Origin of the sequence: Oceaniferula marina, from assembly GCF_013391475.1 — a bacterium.
Lineage (GTDB): Bacteria > Verrucomicrobiota > Verrucomicrobiia > Verrucomicrobiales > Akkermansiaceae > Oceaniferula > Oceaniferula marina.
In genome coordinates this window covers 1-778 of sequence record NZ_JACBAZ010000055.1, presented here as the reverse complement: position 1 = coordinate 778, position 778 = coordinate 1, and the positions used below count along the sequence as shown (strand labels likewise).

The 778-nt window shown below is 42.0% G+C and carries 1 protein-coding gene; it reads right to left on the bottom strand.

All coding sequences use genetic code 11. The features are described 5' to 3' along the window. Nucleotides 1-223: 223 nt before the first annotated feature. Complete coding sequence (locus HW115_RS19525) at nucleotides 224-622, bottom strand: DUF6404 family protein (protein WP_178935350.1); 399 nt, start codon at nucleotides 620-622, stop codon at nucleotides 224-226. Nucleotides 623-778: the final 156 nt, after the last annotated feature.

Genomic DNA, 778 nt, shown 5'->3' with positions numbered 1-778 from the left:
AGGGGAAAACCATCGTTAATCCAGGCACAAAAAAGCGCCACTGCAATAATGACGCTCAGAATACGATATGAAACAGCCTTGAGACGCCAGATCTAGCCTTAGATGGATCTAAAAGGTTCAATTTTTTGTCGAACGTAAAGTTCACCCGCAGCGATCAAAGCTCAGATAAACGATTAATGTTTCAATTCTTAAAGAACAGTTTTCAAATCTGGCACGGTAGCTACTAGCTGTCGGGTGCAACGACTTGTTCGGCTTGTTCTGATTTCTGAACTTCGATCATCAAATCAGCCCAATCTGGAAGATCTACTTTCTTAATAGATCTGTGGTAGAACCATCTGTTGAATAAAGTCATAAATAAGCCAAAACCAATAGATGCCATAATATTACTGAATGTCCACGACGGCCAACTAGTTAACCTCATTATGCCACCCCAAGTAATGCTCATGGCCAGAAAGTAACATGTAGCAGACTTAAAGTGCTGAATATAAATATACGGACGAACCGCAACCCCACATAACCATAAGGCCCGACAAATGGGAGGCTTCACGATTCTTTCATCAACCCCTTTACTTATGAGGATCTCTGCAGCTTTCTGCATATGTGAAACAGAAGGAGTGTTCATTTCAGATATTTTTTTGCCGAACGTAAAGCTCACCCGCCACGATGAAATGGTAGATGAACGAATTAATAGATTTCCTTTTGAGGAACAGAAACAAAACCTGGCACGGCGGCTACTAGTGGTCGGGTGCAGCGACTTGTTATGCAATTAGTTTCCTCC

Excerpts from the sequence above, each read along its gene's own strand:
- HW115_RS19525 (WP_178935350.1), bottom strand. The coding sequence starts at position 622 with ATGAACACTCCTTCTGTTTCACATATGCAGAAAGCTGCAGAGATCCTC.